This is a genomic window from Vibrio tapetis subsp. tapetis, from assembly GCF_900233005.1.
GTDB lineage: Bacteria > Pseudomonadota > Gammaproteobacteria > Enterobacterales > Vibrionaceae > Vibrio > Vibrio tapetis.
In genome coordinates this window covers 363979-380812 of the sequence record NZ_LT960611.1, presented here as the reverse complement: position 1 = coordinate 380812, position 16834 = coordinate 363979, and the positions used below count along the sequence as shown (strand labels likewise).

The window sequence follows — 16834 nt, the reverse complement described above, 5'->3', positions numbered from 1 at the left end:
ATGTTACGCCTGTTGTATTTGGCAGTACTGATTATTTGCATCGCACCTACCATCCCTGGGATGGTAGGTATGTTTGCCTCTGCATTTGCCTACATTCCCCCACTTGGGCTCTCTAAGCCGAGTTTAGTTGGCTTTAGTGCGGCGTTCGATTGGAGCGGTATCGGCCACTCTATCTGGCTCACCGTTTCGACGACATTAATTAGCTCCTATCTTGCCCTCTTCGCTACGTTTGCGATATTACAAAGCTGTTGGCAAACCAAAGCGTGGCAGAAAATTGAAAACAGTTTAGCCCCGCTCATGGCCTTACCTCATGTTGCTTTTGCTATCGGGTTTGCTTTTCTTTTCTCACCTACCGGTATCATGGTAAGAGCGCTTGAGTCTGGGCTGGCCTTGTTCTCCATTCACGTTGACGGCAACTGGAATGTTCCTCTAATTCAACATCAATCTGGTGTTGGGCTCATTGCGGTATTGGCGCTCAAGGAAATCACTTTTTTCTTATTAATGAGCATGCCTGTTCTGGCGCAACTCAGAATCAAGCAAACCACGCAAATGGCGCACAGCCTCGGCTACAACGACAACCAGTTATGGTGGAAATGCATACTACCTCAATGGCTAAGCAAGATGCGATTTCCACTTTTTGCGGTGTTGGCTTTCAGCGCGTCGGTCGTCGATGTCGCTTTAGTAGTAGGGCCAACCAATCCTCCCACTTTTGCTGTGCTAGTTTGGCAATGGTTTAACGAACCAAACTTAACGTTACTTCCGCGAGCAGGCGCAGGCGCAGCCATTTTATTCGCTCTATGTTCGGCCATGATCGCCTTTGCTCGCACCCTAGAGTGGCTTCTTGTCAAGCAGTGCCGCCAATGGCAATTCTCAGGACGGTATGGCATTGCACTACCCGGTAAATCAATGTTCGCTACATTGAGCATTACGGCTTTGATCTGCTTCCCTATTCTACTCATTTGGAGCTTTGCTCAACGATGGAAGTTCCCAGATTTACTGCCTTCTCGGTGGAGTGAGCGCTTCTGGCAAACCGAATGGAGCAGCGTGCTCCCAACGATCAGTAACAGCGTCGCCATTGCGACAGTCTCGGCGACCATAGCCTTGCTTTTAGCCATAATTACTCATGAATACCGTTTAAAACACAAAAGCCATGTACCGAGCTTCATGATTGCGATCCCCTTATTGATTCCGCAAATATCATTGCTGTTTGGCATTCAGGTCGCAAGCTTGTTAATTGGCGCTGACTACTATTATCTCTGGGTCTGTTGGGCGCACGTTTTCTTTGCCTTTCCATACGTATTCCTATCCCTTGATGGGCCATGGCGCAGCTATGACGAGCGCTATACGTTATCCGCTCTAAGTCTTGGTAAATCACCACTTAGAACTTGGCTGCAAGTTAAAGCCCCTATTGTTTTTCCAGCCATCATCTATGCTTGGGCCATTGGAGTGAGTGTTAGTCTCGCGCAATACTTACCAACGCTGGTATTAGGGGCTGGCAGAATATCCACCATTACAACGGAAGCTGTTGCTCTCTCAAGTGGATACGACCGACGCGTAACAGCGATTTATGCCCTTTGGCAAGCACTATTACCCTTTGTATTTTTCTTCTTTGCATATTTATTAAAACAACATCAACGTCGAAAAATAGGACAAATTAAACCAGTAAGGACAGCGGTTAGACATGACGCTCGCAGTAGAAAATCTCACCATTTATGATCGCCAACAAAGCCAGTTATTCCAACCACTGAGTTTTACGGTGAGTAACGGCGAAGTGCTTAGCCTCATGGGCCCGAGTGGTTGTGGTAAATCAACCTTGTTAAATGCCCTTGCCGGCCACCTAGGGCGCGAGTTTTCGTTTTCTGGGGGAATTACACTTGCAGGCACGGATATCTCGAACCTAGCACCGCACAAGCGCAAAGTAGGCATTCTGTTTCAAGAGGATTTACTGTTCCCCCATCTCAATGTATGGGAAAACCTCGCGTTTGCTTTGCCTAATTCCGTCAAGGGGCAACAACGCCAGACTCAGGCTTTACATGCTCTTGAAAAGTTAGGGCTAGAATCTCTTGCCAATTCACTACCCAATCAGATATCTGGCGGTCAACGTGCACGTGTTAGCTTAATTCGAATGCTGCTAGCCAAACCCAAATTAGCCTTACTTGACGAACCGTTTAGCAAATTGGACCAATCTCTTAGAACGCAATTTAGAGATTGGATATTCGAACAACTTAGTGAAGCGAATATCCCAACAGTGATGGTGACTCACGACCAATCCGATGTACCGGATCAAGACAAGTGTCTAGTTTGGCCTTGGAACCAAGTTCAAAAGGTGACCCATCATGTTAGATAGATTTTCAATTAAAGTTATTCGCTCGCCGTTAAACTTAGGTGCAGCCGTACTCGACAAAATGGGGGCCACAGCGAACCAAACAACGGTTAAAGGGTTTATACTCGGCTGTTGCGCCTTTCCTGCGTTAATTTGGCAGCAATACTCGCTGGCATTGTTGTTTGTGGTGTTAAACCGAGTCGCGGATGGCCTTGACGGCGCATTGGCCCGCAGGCATGGCATATCAGATTCAGGTGGGTTTCTCGACATCAGCTTGGATTTTCTTTTTTATTCATTGATCCCTTTTGGATTTGTACTTGCCGATCCGAGCAGTAATGCGATTGCCGGTGCATTTTTGATTTTTTCATTTATCGGCACAGACACTTGATACTTTGCGTTTGCCATCATGGCAAGCAAACACCGTATCGAAAACCCCGTTTATAAAAACAAATCGTTGTACTACATGAGTGGCATTACTGAAGGAACAGAAACCATCGCCTGTTTTATTGTGATGTGCTTGTTACCAAGCCACTTTGCTATTATCGCCTATGTATTTGGATCATTATGCTGGATAACAACCCTGACGCGTATTTGGTCTGGTTTTCACACATTACATGACATCGAAAACAGGAAAGAGTGATCCGAACTGTATAAAGAAAAAGCCCAGTCATCGCGAAATGACTGGGCTTTTTCTTATTCTTAAACAGCGAAAGCAAATTAAATCGCTTTGTAGATAACCTTGTTACCCGCTAGCTGTTCTTTAACTACTAGGTTTTCTTCTAGCAGCTTTTTAAGTGCGCCTGTTGCCCATGAAGCTGCTTTTGCATCTTCTTGGCCAGCAACAAGGCCGATGCCTTTAGGATTAATACCTTCAGCATTGCTAACAACAATATCCAATACTTGTTGTTGCTTTGGAGTTAGAGCTACATCAGCTTTTGTAGCTGCAGCAACGACTTTTTTCGCCGCTGGTGTCGCAGCAACCGCCTTCTCTACAACAATCTTGTCTGCCGCAGGTTTGGTTGCTTTAGGTGCTGTTACGTTTGCTACAGCCGCTTTAATGTGCTTCTGCAGTTTCATCTGCACCTTACGCTTATGTGCTAGTCTCATCGAGTATTTCTCCATTTCACTGCATTCGGCGCAGTGGTGAAAATTTTGAAGCGCGATTTATAACAAAAATGAAGGCAAATTTGTAGTCTAGAGCCGAAATTCCGGCGAAAAATGGGGAAATACGCACTGTTCGACTATTATTTATACAACCATCAGTAAAATAAACCGGGGGTCATGGATACGGTATTCCTGTTTATTGTTCAGTACTAAAGAGGGGAAGGAAAACCTAGATGCCAACACAACACCTGAGCAACATATCATTCGATTTTGGCTCGCCTATTAATAAAAAGGTCGGGGTTGCTGCTGTTTTATTGGGTCTTTTACTATTTGTCGTCATGCCAACGCCTGCCCTAGCACTGCTGATTTGGTGTGGCATTGTCACCCTGCTTGGGGTGGCCTACTTCCTCATTGAGCAAGCGCGAGTTCGTTTCACCATGACGGATACACACTTTCAACAGCACTTATTTAAAGGTGGTTGGGTGGTAACTTGGAGTAATATCAGTGAAATCTCACTGTGCCATTACCAAAAAGATGGCTGGTGTGAGCCCATGCCATGGATTGGGATACGCCTGAAAGACTATTCTCCATACATCAACAGTATTTGCCCACGCATTACCACGCAGATCTTACTGGAGCAACGAGCTTTGCTCTACCTCGGTGCAAAGCAAAAAGGTGAGTTATCCAAATTTGAGGACATGGTACTTAATGGTGACCCTCACATCTCATCTTCTGGCGAACAGTTTCGAGGCTTAGCGGCGATGATGGCAAATCGTATGCGGTATCAAAGACAGTACTGGGGATACGATCTCTTTATCTCCGAATCAGATCTTGATCGCCCTATCGAAGAATTCGTTGGCCTCACTAGGCGCTACCTTGCCGCCTCGCCTTCTGTTTCTGCGGATAAACCGAGGCTCTGAGGTTCAAATACTTAATGTACAAAGTTCTGAGCATAAAAAAAGCGCCATTAAGGCGCTTCATTATATTTTAAACAGACTAGTAGATTGGCATTTCGTCTGCCACATATGGGTTAGAGACACGCTCTTTTCCAAATGTGGATTCAGGCCCATGACCCGGTACAAATGTCGTTTCGTTACCAAGCGGCCAAAGCTTGCCTTTGATCGATTCCATCAGTGTATTCAAATCCCCTTTAGGGAAGTCAGTACGACCAATACTACCGTTAAATAAAACATCACCAACAAACGCTAACTTCGCCGATGCACTGTAAAACACCACATGACCTGGAGTGTGACCTGGAGTATGCAAGACATCCATCGATTCCTTGCCAAACGTTACGATGTCACCTTCATTTAACCACTGATCCGGTTCAAACGCCTCAGTGAGTGGAAACCCGAACATCTGACTTTGGCCTTCAAGGCCTTGCAACCAAAAGTTGTCGTCTTTATGTGGGCCTATAATTGGGGTCACCATTTCACGAGCTAAATCTTCGGTGCCACCAACGTGGTCTAAATGGCCATGAGTTAATAGAATTTTAACGACCTTAACACCCAATTCTTGAATGATAGTAACTAGGTGCTTAACATCGCCACCTGGATCGACCACTACAGCTTCCATTGTTTCGTCGCACCAAACAATGGAACAATTTTGAGAAAAAGAAGTGACAGGCACGACTTGGTATTTAAGGCTCATTCTACTTACTCTTTTGAAAAGGGTTATTGCCCAGAACTATGACATTTCACCTTGAATTTGACAAGCTGAGTCTGGAACACTTTTCGAGGCAGAGCGTATTACCAAGATCGCGTTGCGCCCGTATCAATGTGAATAAAGTTACTTCCCGGATAATAACCTACTCCACCAGCTTTAAGTGAAATAGCGGCTTTACGCACGTCAGCTAACGCCACGCCTTCTAAACGAAAGTCGATGGCTTTGCCTAACATATGGTGGCTTTTCTTTGCCACACCGGAAGATTTTCCTCTCAGCATCTCATTAGTTGCCGGCGAACGATAACCAGAAATGATCTGCACTTCTGCGTTCGTTCCGAGCGCTGATTGAATTGCACTGATCTTGTCTAGCAACAACTTATCCATTGGATGAGATTCGTTTCTGCGGAAATCACGACAAATGTGGTTAATGCGGTCAAGCTCTTCTGTTACATAAGTAGAGCCATCGAAATAACAGGTTTCTATTTTCTCTCCAGTATGAAGATTATTAAAAACGATGTTACGAGGTTTAGAAGCTAAGCTCGCTAACGCTTGAGTCGGCATTAGCGTGGTGGTTACAAATCCTGCACTCGCAAGCTGTATAAATTTTCTACGGTTTAAATCTGAATACGACATTGGTTCATTCAACTTTGGTTACGAATCGACATGCTAATTAATGCAAGATCGAGACCCTACCGAGAAAATTTACCATGGTCAAACCAGAAAAATTGGCGAAATCGGCTCAGATAGAGCCGATTTGTTGATTAGTTATTGAGCAGAAAGAACTTTATCTAGATTCACGATTTTCGTCAGTTTTGCGTCAAAATTTGAACTCTTACTCAAATGGTCATAGCGGTAAACATCATCGCTGTATTGCAGTTCACCATTCTTAAACCAAACCGTTTGATAGATGATATGCACTGGAATGCGTCTTTTTAATGTTACTGCTAATGTGTCTTCACCGGGTAAAGACATTTGTTTGAACTGAGATTTTACGGCTGACTGTTCTACCAATAATTGAGCAAATGACGCCGCCTCTTCTATGCGAATACAACCCGAGCTAAACGCTCGTCTGTCTTTAGAAAACAAAGATTTTGCCGGGGTATCGTGCAAGAAAATAGCATTTTTGTTGGGCGTGTTAAATTTGTATTGCCCTAACGCATTTCTTGGCCCTGACAGTTGACGAATTCGATATGGAAACGAGCTAGGGTTGACCTCAGTCCAGTCAATTTCATCAGGGTTGATGACTTCTCTATTGTGCCAACTTTTTACAATTTCATAATTGTGGCTTTCTAGATATTCCTGACTATGGATTGCTTTAGGTAAAATGTCCTTGACCATGATTTTTCGTGGGACGTTCCATCTAGGATTCAGAATCACCGAGTCCATTTTGGTATTGATGAGTGGCGTCTTGCGTGATGGTCGACCAACAATCACATCGGATTCAAACGCTTTCTGCCCTTCTTTCCAATAAGTCATCGCAAACTGCGGGACATTAACCAATACAATATTACTGCGTTGTTCTGGCCATATTCGTAGCCGTTGTGCATTAAGTGCAACTAAACGTAATCGCTCTTCCATCGGTCGATTAATCCAATAGATAGTTTTCGGCCCTATAACGCCATCCACACTCAAGCCATGACGTTGTTGGAACTGTTTAACCACCAATTCTAAGTCGCCATCATAAATTTTATTACTTTGATCAATGTGCTGAACATCAAAACCTAGAATATCCAAACGATAAGTTAATTCCGGTTTGTGAGTTATTCTGTCTCCTTTGCGTAACAAATGTTTTCGCTGCATGTAATCACTGACAAAGAAATCGACGTACGGTTTCAGTTTATCGATCGTCGTCACGTATTTTTTAAAAGCGGCCGTATTAGGCTCGTATTGTTCTAGGTAGGCTTGTAGGCCGTCATTTTCTACCGCAAAAAGCAACGCCTCGGTACTGCCTTCTTCGGGCATTGGCAAATGTGCAGGTACACGCCCACCAAAGAACCAACCTTTGCCTTCTTTCTGAGCCAGTTGTGAATAAGACATAAAGGTAAGTAAGGTGTCGGTGGCCAAAATGTCATATTCTTGCCAACGATTTTGATAACGAGCTTCTTTTAGTTCAGACAGTCGGTGATAAAACACATCGCTGACGTCCGCCAGCGCGGCGTGTTCCAATTGCGCTTCAAACTGTTTGATCGCATCGTATTGATACCAAATGGGTTGATACTGATTACCATGATAAATTTGAGCCAATAACTCATGATGAGCTAATGCGGTGCCTGCAGGTGTATGGCTAGATACCCAGGCGAGAGATTGGTGCTGGCTCCACGCATAAACGGAGGACGAGCAGAGCAGAAAAATCGAAACAATTAAATGTCTTACTTTCATTTGCCCGCTCCTTGCTGACATCGCCATACTTAACAACATAGTTAAGTATGGCAAAAATTTGAGCAAGTATAGGACTATTAAATGACTAAATTACGCTCCAGTGGTTATCCCAATAGATGTTGGATGAAAGCGTCTGTCTTGGCTGATCATAAGCTTGATGAACAACCTTCGCCGCCCCAGAACTTAACCAAAATCCATCCTCACTAGCAACGGCGCCACTAGCATCAGGAAGTGCGGACAACTCCAGAAGTTTGTTGCTCGCTAAATCCCAAATTCCATAGCAATTCCCACGAGGCGAAGTCGCAATTAGCGTATTTTCATGCACCGCGATACTGGCAATATAGTGATTGAATCGAGCCCACTCTTCAGGTTCCGCATTCAGCATTTTCAACCCTGACTTGCCCTTTCCTCCGCTCGACAAACCACTGTGCACCGCCACCAAACTTGGGTAGTTATCCGGTTCACCACGGTACTGCTGACCGCAATAAACCGCACCGTTGGCATCCGTTGCTAAATGGCGAATACTGAGTTGGTGATCGGGTAATCCAACCTGATCAACAAGCTCACCAGCCATATTAAGATAACTTAATGAAGGCATCATGCTTTCTAGGTTTTGAGGTGTTCTGCCTAAGGTATGCACACCGCCAACACCAATAGCGAGTTGGTTGTTCTCTAATAAGATCACTTCATGTGGACCAATACCAAAACCAGACCACTCATCTATTTTTTTATACCCATTTGAGACTTGGTACACCCCAATAATCCCTCGGCTAGTCGTTTTATCCCCTTCGGTAACAAAAAGATACTCGCCATCTTTGGAGTAAACACCATGACCATAAAAATGACGATCAGCCTCTGGCACAACCAGCGGCTTCATTTCACCGGATTCATAGTCAAACGGCTGAAAGTAATCTCCAGGTCTGCGCGCAAATGCTACGGCCTGCGTTCCATTAGGTTGGACAGCAACACCATGGCCCCGCTTTGGTAAAGGGTGAACCGCAATGGGTTGACCGCGATGATCGGCGATAACAACTTGATAGCGATCACGGCCACTAATTGCGCAGCCAATCAATGCGGGCTTTTTATCTGCATTCACTGATGCACAGCCAAAAGTCGTGGGTAGGGGTAAAGCTACCCCCCAAAAAGCGGCCTGTAGTAAACGGCGTCTTGTTTGATCAGTCACCATCAGTTGCATTGAACCCCACAACAATTCCGAGCTCGAGAGCCACATCGTCACGAATTAAGATATCAAGTAATTCCAGTTGATTGAACAACATCAAATTTTGTTGATAGCCAGCTTTCGTATCAATGGTTTGAAACATGTTACCGTCTCGAGGCCATTCGTTTTTGAGATGCTTAAAGTTTCTACTCAGGCTATCCGCTAGATCGGTTTTTCCGCGCTCTCGTAACAGTGAATCTAGGCCACCTTGGTGATAGATCTTATCCATCGCATCAACGTTGCTACCCAAGTTGGCAAGTGATGTCCCTGATCGCCAAGACTCAGCAAAATAAGGACGAGGTTGACCGATCTTCGCCAGAGGTCGACTTAGTTTTTGCATGCTGTATTCGATTTGGTTTGATAACAAGCTGACGTATTCGCTACGCCAGTGCTTCCCATCTAATTCAATCCACGGGTTTTGTTGCCAAGCTTGATTCACTTGTAGTCCATGATATTGCAAGGCTTGGCTAATCGGTTCACCTAACTGACACCCCGCTTGTTTATCCGATAGCAATGGAGACTTAGTATCGTAAAGAAGCCACTCTATTGCCCCTAGCCCTTGCACGGTCACGCTTTCTTTAAGCACATCTTGCGCCGTTAGGTCAGAGCTATGCTTAGCCAGTGCTTGCATTTTTCTGCCCGTGGTATTTTTTTTATCTGGCCAGAACTGTATATTCCAACTCAGATCCAGTGCAGATTGCGGCCCACGCTGCTGCCCTTGAAGCGCCATCCAGGTTTGCATGGTTACCGACCATTGAGACTTTAAATCATCTAACGATTTCGCATCGTTTTGACAGAACTGGCTAAAGTGACGAGCCAGTTCCGATGATTGAGCTTCAAAGCGCTTAGCAGAAACTAATTGAAGCTGAAACACATCATCACTGATGTGGTCTGACTTGGGTGTTAAAGCAACCGACGGCGTTACCGTATTAGTTGGTTCTGTGGTTTGACACCCGACCAGTAATGTCGCGAACACAGCAAGGGCGCATGTTTTTGTTGTTTTCACAGGTTCATGCCTAGCCCACGAAGCGATGGTTCGTTTAGTCATTTGATTCACCCTATAATGAATTTAAGAATGCGATCAGCGCATCGCGATCAGATTTAGACATACTTAGCACTTGTTGCTGTGCATTTTTCGCTTCGCCACCATGCCACAATACGGCTTCCATAAGATTACGAGCGCGACCATCATGTAAGAAGTAGGTATGATTATTCACTTCGCTTGTATAGCCGATCCCCCAAAGCGGTGGCGTTCTCCATTCTTGACCATTCGCCAAATACTCAGGTCGGTTATCCGCTAAGCCTTCGCCCATGTCATGTAACAACATGTCGCTGTATGGATGGATGACTTGCTCAGATAACGCTGGCTTGTCTGGCACAATGCCTGTTTTTATATTGACCGCATGGCAAGATTGACACCCCGATTGAGCAAACAGAGCTTGACCACGAATAACGTCAGGCGAAGTCATATCCCGACGCTTTGGAACGGCTAAATGCTGAGAGTAGAACTCCACAAAATTGAGAATTTTCTGGCTGACTTCTGGCTGACCACCATTAGGCAGTTTTTGGCAAATGTCTTGAGCGGACGTGCAATTTTCATTTGGGAACAGGTCACTGGTTAAGCCAAGATCGCCATTAAACGCCGCTGCATTTTGCTGCATCAGGTTAGGCTGCCCTGCTTTCCAGCCAAATCGGCCTAAGGCTAATGTGTCTGTTTTTACGTCCAATACTCGGTTTGCTTTGCCAGAGATCCCATCTTTATTACTGTCGTCAACATCCGACATAGCAAGGATTGTTTGTTCAGGAATGGCTTCGAGTAAGCCTAAGCCAATCATTGGAGGAGCGACTCGTGCAGAAAGCAAAACCTCAGGGTTCATTGGCCCGTATGCCAAATTCGTAATAGACAGTTTTGGTTTACGCAGTACTACCTGTTCACCGTCATCAAAGCGAACCACTTGCTCATCATACTCGATGACGACTTTGCCTTCAGGTTTAGCATCTGGCAGCGCGAAATCTTGCAGTTGTCCGCCGTAAGTAGGCTCGGGTATGACTCCGCCACGTATTATTGCCATTTGTTGGGCTTTCGTCGTTGCTGGAATACTTAAACGAACCAGCATGGAGACCGCATGGATATCGTTAGGCTCAGGAGGGTGGCCTCGCCCATCTTTTATATGGCAGTTTTGGCAACCGTTGGTATTGAAAAGTGGCCCTAATCCGTCACGAGCATCAGTGGATGCTGGCGCTTGAACCCAAGGGTTTCTAAAAAAGCTATTGCCAACACTAAAATCAAGCCGTGATGCCATTGGTAGGTTAGTTGCGGGTAGTGAAAAAGCATTGGGGCCTTGTTTATTAGTTGTTGTATCGCCGCCAGATTTCTTTTCATACGCGTAACTAGAAGTAGAGAGTATCGTTATTAATCCCAGTGTAAATAAACGAAATGTCATTGAACGTCCTTAATAGAAAAAAAGGGCCCACTATGCGTGAGCCCTATAATACTGTTTCTAAATTAAAACTCGTGATCGGCAGTATCAGGGTTCAGGCTTTCAATACCGATGATCTTCGCTGCACGTTCAATCGCAGCTGTTTGTAATACCAACGCCATGATCGTGTCATTAACCAGAGCATTACCTTGAGTGTTGCCCGTTGCAATTAACTGATCGAAGTGTTGATCGTTTTTCTCAGCTGAAATAACTAGCTCTTTTACTTGTGCGCGCGCCATATCGAAATCTTTTTGAATTTTCTTCGCCGCTTGTTTGTCTTGCTGTGCTACCAAGTCGTAGATGCTTGGGCCAGAAAGCAATTGACCACTCTGACGCATGTACAGACCGGTAAATACATTGTAGATACCTTGCTCATTGTAGTAGTGAGAGTTGTGCGTGTTATCAGAGAAGCAATCATGCTCATCTTCAGTAGAGTTAGCTTCTAGAGCCACTTTCATACGCTCACCAGCAAGCTCACCTAAAGATAGAGAGCCCATACCAAATAGCATTTTACGCAGACCTGTTTCGCTAGATTCAGATAGCAGTTTTTGGCGGTAATTGCCTTTTTGGTTACTTGCCCACTGCTTTTCCATCCACTCTAGATCTTGAATCAGCAGTTGCGATGCTGCTTTCAAAAACTCACCGCGACGATCACAGTTACCATTAGTACACGCGCTACCTACTGCAAAGTCAGTATGTTGGCGATTACCTGCACCAGCATTAGTTCCATTTAGATCTTGGCCCCACAATAAAAACTCAATTGCATGATAACCCGACGCTACGTTTGCTTCAGAACCGCCGACTTCATTAAGATCGGCAATTAGTGCAGGAGTGATTTTTTTGGTGTTAAGTACCTGAGAGCCGACAAGAACTTCTTCGTTTGCAACGATATTTGCTTGCGCACCTTCATTACCTAACTCGTACTGGTAATCGCTTGATACGTAATCAATCAGACCTTCATCAAGTGGCCACGCATTCAGCTGACCTTCCCAATCATCAACGATTGCGTTGCCAAAGCGAAACACTTCACTTTGCTGATAAGGGACACGAGCATTCAACCACGCTTCACGAGCAGACAAAAGAGTCGCCTGTGATGGAGCGGCTAGAAGCTGGTCGATTGATTTATCGAGAACTTTTGCGGTCATTGCTGCATCTGCATACGTTGCATGAGCGACGTCTGCATAATGTTTAACGACTTGAGATTGTGTTACAGCAGCGACAGCACTGCCAGATAAACCAAGAAGAGAAACTACCATTAATTGGGTAGTAGCTTGTTTAGTGATCATGAAATCATCCTTGTTGAGCAAATAAGTAGTAAGAACTATTATCATTATTATTCGTAACAGAATGATACATTTTTATTACTGATATTCAAGTACCAGATAACAAAAAGCCCCACATACGTGAGGCCTATTGATTTGTTATGCACAGTGGCTCTTATTCAAGCGCCCTACTGTATTTTGTGCTGGCTAGATGTCCAGCTTGTGCTTACCGTGAGAGACTTTCGCCTTCAGGTAACCTTCGTTACCATGCTTAATGTGTGCTGCGGTATTGACCACTTCTTCAATCTCGATGCCATGAGAGGTAAGGTCTTTTATCTTCTTAGGGTTATTGGTTATCAAACGGATCTTGTTGATCCCCAGCGCCAATAGCATTTGGGCCGCTTCTTGGAAATCACGCAGGTCATCACCAAATCCAAGGTGATTATTCGCTTCGTATGTATTCATGCCTTCGCTTTGGAGTTTATAGGCATCAATTTTATTGTATAAACCAATACCTCGACCTTCCTGACGTAAATACAGAATGATGCCACCGTTGTCGCCCATTTTTTCCAATGTTTCATCAAGCTGCTCACCGCAGTCACATCGCGAGGAGTGGAATACATCCCCAGTCAAACACTCAGAGTGCATTCGTACCAGTGGAGTATGCGCCTGCTGAACAGCAGATTTGAAAATCAAAGCAACGTGTTCTTTTTCGGTTTTCAATCCATGAAACGAAAGAATTTCTGCGTCTATATGGCTTTTCAGGCCGACTTTTAAGCTAACTCTGGCACGAACTTCCGCCATAACATTTCCCAACTTATTCTATTATTTGTGACTTTAACTCTTCACTCGTATCGATGTCTGTTGTTCATGCAAACAAGTAAAGAGAAGTTGAACTCTAAATGGGGGTGCCCACGAACAGATTCAACCATGATGATGATAATATTTATACCACTATTGTTATATTATAACAATTAGTCTTTCACTAGGCTGTATCCCTTACCTGCAGGCGAGATACCGCAAGAATACGATGGCACTCTTACCTCAGTTTAGACCGCCATCAATAAGAGTTTAGACAATAAAAAAACCCCACACTCAGAAAGTGCAGGGTTGGGAATCAAACTGGCTTGGAATTATACTCATTCTCGGCTTATAGAAGCCGACGGCTGTAGGCTGAAGAGATAGGGATACATTTGACTAGAGTAATGACTGGAAAAGGCGCGCAATATACCAGTGGCTGTTGCTGAAAAAAACTAAGCCTGCTCTTTTCTGCCACATAATAAGCTGAACCCAAATGTTCTCCAGCTCAATTAGCTCTTCTTTTGTCAGAACAGATAAGGTTGAATTAGCCCCGTTATTAGCTGGCATTGCCCAGATACGAGCTTGAAAATCCTTTTTTAACTGCGTAACTACCGGTTCCACTGCCTACACCTTACGTCCGTTTCTTATCTCAATGAATGAGTTAAATGGCATCACATTGCGAAGATCATAGCATTTATTAATTTTATATTGTGCAAATTGAGCTCTAACATGGAGACACATCACACTTTTTTTGTGCGAACTGAGCTTAATACGTAATAAATAAATACCGCTACCGCCAATAGCGGGAGTAACCACAACATAAACGTCGATGTTCCTATTTCTGGTCGATATAAGACGAACTCGCCAAATTGTTTTACCATGCCAGCTTTGATTGCTTCGTTTGTCTCACCTTGCTTGACCTTTTGGTACACTTTGAGTCGTAGATCTTGTGCAATTGGAGAATTAGATTCAACCAAGTTTTGATTTTGACATTGTGGGCAGCGCAGTTCTTTTGCCAGTGCAATCGCCCTCTTTTGTTGTTCGGGTGACTCGAATTCAAATAGTTCTACTTTCGATATTTTTTCGCTTTCTGCCTTGGAAAATAACGCAACTTCTGCTGACAGTTGCACCGAGAAAACACTTAAAAATAAAGCCAGAATTAAGGGATGGAATCTTGATATTTTCATATCAGCGCCCTTCCATTAACGGAGTAAACTTACTCTGCCAAACTCTGGGTGTCAGCTCACCAAGATGGCGCTGGCGCACGACCCCATGCTGATCAACAAGAATCGTTTCCGGAGTGCCAATGACCCCTAATCGTAACGCAAGATCCGAGTCGTGATCATACAAAGTCACTTCATAAGGGCTGCCGTTTCGTCGTAAATACTGAGCCGCACTGGCAATGTCATCCCGGTAATTGAGCCCAATAATAAAGTACCCTTGTTGATCCAGTTGTTTCAAAAACTCGTGCTCTTTTTCGCACACCACACACCAGGATGCCCACACGTTTACAATGGTCCACTGGCTGTCCTTAAATACCTGTTCATTTACCCTGATTTCAGGTGAGCCCAATAACGGTAAAGTAAAGGAAGGAAAGGCTTGATCGATTAACGCTTGATTCGATTTGTCAGGCTCGGAAAGCAACCCAACCCACAATAAGGCAATGAACCCACCCAGTACGACAAATAAACTAGTGAGCTTTGCTTTTTTCGACATAACGTTTCTCTATTTTCAATAGTGTTTTAGGAACAAGCGTAAGTGACACGGCAAATGCACTTAACAACCCACCAAACCAGATCCAACGAATGAAGGCTTTGTACTGAATACGGACAGCATAACTCTGATTGTCCAGTTTTTCACCGAGCGTTAAATAAACGTCCCCGAGCCAGTCGGAATGGATAGCAGGCTCACTCATCAACATATTCCTTACTTGATAGTGACGTTTTTCAGGTACTAGCCTAGCCTCAATTTCGTCATCTCGAGACAACACAAAATGAACTTGTTCAGACGTATAATTAGGCCCAACAACAAGAGTTCTGTCGTCGAATGTAATCACAGTATCTCTAAATTGCAGTTGACTGTCTTGATACATTTTACCACTGACTTCATAAGAGAGCTGGGCGTTTCCTAATGCTCCAAAAATTGTAATCGCTAATCCTACGTGAGCCAAACGCATCGGTACTGAACCGAATACTCCCGTTAACTTTGAAGGCAGTACATGAAGCGCTACAACTACAATCACCAGATATGAAGCGAAAGTAAGCATGGGTGAGAAGGTCATCGGATAGATAAATATCAACAATGCGAGCAGTAACGCCGAACCGACCAAAATCGTACATTTGATGACTAAATTTGGCGCAGATTTTATCCCCGTGACTAACATAAGTAACAGCCCAACGAGCGTAAGTGGTAACATCATCTGATTGAAATACGGAGCCCCTACCGAGATATTTCCAAGGCCCGCAAGTTGATACACCATAGGGTAGAAAGTCCCTAACCATACGACGAGTGTTGCGAGTGCCAAAACTCCGCATACCAATAAGACAATACCGCCTTTTGATAAGAGACCAGTAATCGTTTTACTTACGATTTTCTCGCTGCGCAGAATTAATGCCGTTAAGGCTCCAAAGAGTAAAATGGCGAGAATGGCTAACAGTAGCAGGCCTTTAGTTGGATCGACGGCAAACGCATGAACAGACGTAAGTACACCGGAGCGAACCACGAAGGTGCCAAGTAAGCTTAAACAAAAAGTGATGATCGCAAGTGAAAAGCTCCAGCCTTTCAACTGTTGCTTTGCGTGACTTACCTGCAAACTGTGCATCAAGGCCGTTGAAGTAAGCCAAGGTAATAGAGAAGCATTTTCGACTGGATCCCAGAACCACCACCCTCCCCAACCCAACTCTTTATATGCCCACCAAGAACCGAGTACGATGCCCAAAGTCAAGAACACCCACGCTACCGCATTCCAAGCACGGCATAACTTGAACCAATATTCAGGGATATTTGGCATTAAAAGGGCGGCAAAAGCGAACGAAAATGTAGCCGCAAAACCTACATAGCCGATGTATAGCAGAGGTGGATGTAACACCAACCCAATGTCTTGCAACATGGGATTCAAATCTCGCCCTTCTATAGGCAGTATTGTATTTGTTTCAAACGGGTTAGAGGCAAATAGAATAAACAACGCAAAGGTAGTAATGATGGCCCCCATGACCATCATTACCCGAATTCGATAGTTGTCTGGTATCCGGTTTCTTTGCAGCGCAATGACACTATTCCAGCTCGACAGCGTCACTAACCAAAACAGCAATGAACCTTCATGACCGCCCCATACCGCCGCTATTTGAAAGAAAATTGGCAATTGGGTATTTGAATGTGAAGAGACATAGGCGAGCGAAAAATCGTTTGATACGAATGCATACCCCAATAACATAATTGCCGCGAGGCTTGAAAGGAAAGCGAGATGTACAGGAACATCAACTTGCAGATTAAGACGGAACCGTGATGAGAAGGTAGCTAACCCTGCAACAACGACCATTAATGCGCTGATCACACATACTGCTAGTGTAAAAACGCCAACACTTGCTACCATAACTTCCTTA

At 44.5% G+C, this 16834-nt stretch carries 16 protein-coding genes and 1 pseudogene; 4 read left to right on the top strand and 13 right to left on the bottom strand.

Annotated elements, in window-relative coordinates:
- From VTAP4600_RS01760 to VTAP4600_RS01750, 3 genes and pseudogenes are all read left to right on the top strand, one after another.
- Entirely contained in the window at positions 1–1716 is a 1716-nt protein-coding gene (locus VTAP4600_RS01760; RefSeq protein ID WP_102521229.1) for an ABC transporter permease, read from the top strand.
- The gene (locus VTAP4600_RS01755) at positions 1682–2347 is read left to right on the top strand and encodes an ATP-binding cassette domain-containing protein (RefSeq protein WP_102521228.1); all 666 of its coding nucleotides are present in this window, start codon (positions 1682–1684) and stop codon (positions 2345–2347) included. The genes VTAP4600_RS01760 and VTAP4600_RS01755 overlap by 35 nt, the downstream gene beginning before the upstream one ends.
- Positions 2337–2963 (top strand): annotated as a pseudogene (locus VTAP4600_RS01750) (CDP-alcohol phosphatidyltransferase family protein). The gene VTAP4600_RS01755 and the pseudogene VTAP4600_RS01750 overlap by 11 nt, the downstream one beginning before the upstream one ends.
- 77 nt (positions 2964–3040) lie before the next feature.
- On the opposite strand, the gene VTAP4600_RS01745 reads toward VTAP4600_RS01750, so the two are convergent.
- On the bottom strand, positions 3041–3430 hold the full coding sequence (locus tag VTAP4600_RS01745) for a MarR family transcriptional regulator (protein ID WP_102521227.1): 390 nt from the start codon (positions 3428–3430) through the stop codon (positions 3041–3043).
- A gap of 230 nt (positions 3431–3660) precedes the next feature.
- On the opposite strand from VTAP4600_RS01745, the gene VTAP4600_RS01740 reads away from it, so the two are divergent.
- Positions 3661–4347, top strand: a complete 687-nt coding sequence (locus VTAP4600_RS01740; RefSeq protein ID WP_102521226.1) for a DUF2982 domain-containing protein — start codon at positions 3661–3663, stop codon at positions 4345–4347.
- A 76-nt stretch (positions 4348–4423) separates the two neighbouring features.
- Here the strand turns inward: VTAP4600_RS01740 and VTAP4600_RS01735 are convergent, their stop codons facing one another.
- The 12 genes from VTAP4600_RS01735 to VTAP4600_RS01680 form a co-directional block, all read right to left on the bottom strand.
- On the bottom strand, positions 4424–5077 hold the full coding sequence (locus tag VTAP4600_RS01735; RefSeq protein WP_102521225.1) for an MBL fold metallo-hydrolase: 654 nt from the start codon (positions 5075–5077) through the stop codon (positions 4424–4426).
- A gap of 98 nt (positions 5078–5175) precedes the next feature.
- Positions 5176–5724 (bottom strand): peptidoglycan L,D-endopeptidase MepK, encoded by a 549-nt coding sequence (locus VTAP4600_RS01730; RefSeq protein WP_102521224.1) that lies wholly within the window; start codon positions 5722–5724, stop codon positions 5176–5178.
- 132 nt (positions 5725–5856) lie between these two features.
- Entirely contained in the window at positions 5857–7470 is a 1614-nt protein-coding gene (locus VTAP4600_RS01725; RefSeq protein ID WP_172443048.1) for a L,D-transpeptidase family protein, read from the bottom strand.
- An 85-nt stretch (positions 7471–7555) separates the two neighbouring features.
- On the bottom strand, positions 7556–8665 hold the full coding sequence (locus VTAP4600_RS01720) for a DUF1513 domain-containing protein (RefSeq protein ID WP_172443047.1): 1110 nt from the start codon (positions 8663–8665) through the stop codon (positions 7556–7558).
- A complete protein-coding gene (locus VTAP4600_RS01715) occupies positions 8646–9737 on the bottom strand; it encodes an imelysin family protein (RefSeq protein WP_102521222.1) in 1092 nt (363 codons plus the stop codon). Before VTAP4600_RS01715 ends, VTAP4600_RS01720 begins: the two co-directional genes overlap by 20 nt.
- Positions 9738–9747: 10 nt before the next feature.
- Complete coding sequence (locus VTAP4600_RS01710) at positions 9748–11133, bottom strand: di-heme oxidoreductase family protein (protein ID WP_102521221.1); 1386 nt, start codon at positions 11131–11133, stop codon at positions 9748–9750.
- A 62-nt stretch (positions 11134–11195) separates the two neighbouring features.
- Positions 11196–12455, bottom strand: a complete 1260-nt coding sequence (locus tag VTAP4600_RS01705; RefSeq protein WP_102521220.1) for an imelysin family protein — start codon at positions 12453–12455, stop codon at positions 11196–11198.
- A gap of 183 nt (positions 12456–12638) precedes the next feature.
- The gene (locus VTAP4600_RS01700; RefSeq protein ID WP_102521219.1) at positions 12639–13235 is read right to left on the bottom strand and encodes a GTP cyclohydrolase II; all 597 of its coding nucleotides are present in this window, start codon (positions 13233–13235) and stop codon (positions 12639–12641) included.
- Positions 13236–13628: 393 nt separating this feature from the next.
- The gene (locus tag VTAP4600_RS01695) at positions 13629–13853 is read right to left on the bottom strand and encodes a hypothetical protein (RefSeq protein WP_102521218.1); all 225 of its coding nucleotides are present in this window, start codon (positions 13851–13853) and stop codon (positions 13629–13631) included.
- A gap of 119 nt (positions 13854–13972) precedes the next feature.
- Positions 13973–14419, bottom strand: a complete 447-nt coding sequence (locus tag VTAP4600_RS01690) for a cytochrome c-type biogenesis protein CcmH (protein ID WP_102521217.1) — start codon at positions 14417–14419, stop codon at positions 13973–13975.
- Between the two features lies 1 nt (position 14420).
- Entirely contained in the window at positions 14421–14948 is a 528-nt protein-coding gene (locus tag VTAP4600_RS01685; protein WP_102521216.1) for a DsbE family thiol:disulfide interchange protein, read from the bottom strand.
- Positions 14923–16824, bottom strand: coding sequence for a heme lyase CcmF/NrfE family subunit (locus tag VTAP4600_RS01680; protein ID WP_102521215.1), 1902 nt, complete (start codon positions 16822–16824; stop codon positions 14923–14925). The genes VTAP4600_RS01685 and VTAP4600_RS01680 overlap by 26 nt, the downstream gene beginning before the upstream one ends.
- Positions 16825–16834: the final 10 nt, after the last annotated feature.

Excerpts from the sequence above, each read along its gene's own strand:
- VTAP4600_RS01760 (WP_102521229.1), top strand. The coding sequence starts at position 1 with ATGTTACGCCTGTTGTATTTGGCAGTACTGATTATTTGCATCGCACCT.
- VTAP4600_RS01755 (WP_102521228.1), top strand. The coding sequence starts at position 1,682 with ATGACGCTCGCAGTAGAAAATCTCACCATTTATGATCGCCAACAAAGC.
- VTAP4600_RS01745 (WP_102521227.1), bottom strand. The coding sequence starts at position 3,430 with ATGAGACTAGCACATAAGCGTAAGGTGCAGATGAAACTGCAGAAGCAC.
- VTAP4600_RS01740 (WP_102521226.1), top strand. The coding sequence starts at position 3,661 with ATGCCAACACAACACCTGAGCAACATATCATTCGATTTTGGCTCGCCT.
- VTAP4600_RS01735 (WP_102521225.1), bottom strand. The coding sequence starts at position 5,077 with ATGAGCCTTAAATACCAAGTCGTGCCTGTCACTTCTTTTTCTCAAAAT.
- VTAP4600_RS01730 (WP_102521224.1), bottom strand. The coding sequence starts at position 5,724 with ATGTCGTATTCAGATTTAAACCGTAGAAAATTTATACAGCTTGCGAGT.
- VTAP4600_RS01725 (WP_172443048.1), bottom strand. The coding sequence starts at position 7,470 with ATGAAAGTAAGACATTTAATTGTTTCGATTTTTCTGCTCTGCTCGTCC.
- VTAP4600_RS01720 (WP_172443047.1), bottom strand. The coding sequence starts at position 8,665 with ATGCAACTGATGGTGACTGATCAAACAAGACGCCGTTTACTACAGGCC.
- VTAP4600_RS01715 (WP_102521222.1), bottom strand. The coding sequence starts at position 9,737 with ATGACTAAACGAACCATCGCTTCGTGGGCTAGGCATGAACCTGTGAAA.
- VTAP4600_RS01710 (WP_102521221.1), bottom strand. The coding sequence starts at position 11,133 with ATGACATTTCGTTTATTTACACTGGGATTAATAACGATACTCTCTACT.
- VTAP4600_RS01705 (WP_102521220.1), bottom strand. The coding sequence starts at position 12,455 with ATGATCACTAAACAAGCTACTACCCAATTAATGGTAGTTTCTCTTCTT.
- VTAP4600_RS01700 (WP_102521219.1), bottom strand. The coding sequence starts at position 13,235 with ATGGCGGAAGTTCGTGCCAGAGTTAGCTTAAAAGTCGGCCTGAAAAGC.
- VTAP4600_RS01690 (WP_102521217.1), bottom strand. The coding sequence starts at position 14,419 with ATGAAAATATCAAGATTCCATCCCTTAATTCTGGCTTTATTTTTAAGT.
- VTAP4600_RS01685 (WP_102521216.1), bottom strand. The coding sequence starts at position 14,948 with ATGTCGAAAAAAGCAAAGCTCACTAGTTTATTTGTCGTACTGGGTGGG.
- VTAP4600_RS01680 (WP_102521215.1), bottom strand. The coding sequence starts at position 16,824 with ATGGTAGCAAGTGTTGGCGTTTTTACACTAGCAGTATGTGTGATCAGC.